Here is a 454-nt window from a genome sequence, read left to right on the forward strand (position 1 = left end):
CTACTGGACGTTTCCGCTCAGTCTGCCGATGCATTTCGGGACGACCGTTGACACGATACTCGGCTCCCTGCCCTATGTGCATGCGGCGCCAGCGCGGCTGGAATACTGGCGGAATGAACTACCCGCTGAGGGATTAAGAATCGGGTTGGTCTGGAAAGGCAGGGGAACACACGGAAACGATCGCAACCGTTCCCTGCGTGACATATCGGACCTGGCTCCGCTGTGGTCGGTACCGGGGCTGACATTCGTCAGTCTGCAGCATGGGCAAGGCGATGAATCCCGGCAAGCGTCCGCCGGACAGCCTCTCGTCGAACTGGGAGGGAAAATCAAGGATTTTGCCGACACAGCCGCCATCGTCGCCCAGTTGGACCTGACAATCTGTGTTGACACGGCGATCGCGCACGTTGCTGGCGCTCTCGGCAAACCATGCTGGGTACTGCTCCCTGCCTTTGGG

1 protein-coding gene is annotated in these 454 nt (G+C 60.1%); it reads left to right on the forward strand.

Translation table 11 applies throughout. The annotated features are described in order from the left end of the window. On the forward strand, positions 1-454 hold a 454-nt coding region (locus tag VSR34_RS38565), incomplete at both ends, for a glycosyltransferase family 9 protein (protein WP_342965252.1).

The sequence above is a fragment of the Paraburkholderia sp. JHI2823 genome (genome assembly GCF_038900695.1).
Taxonomy (GTDB): Bacteria; Pseudomonadota; Gammaproteobacteria; order Burkholderiales; family Burkholderiaceae; genus Paraburkholderia; species Paraburkholderia mimosarum.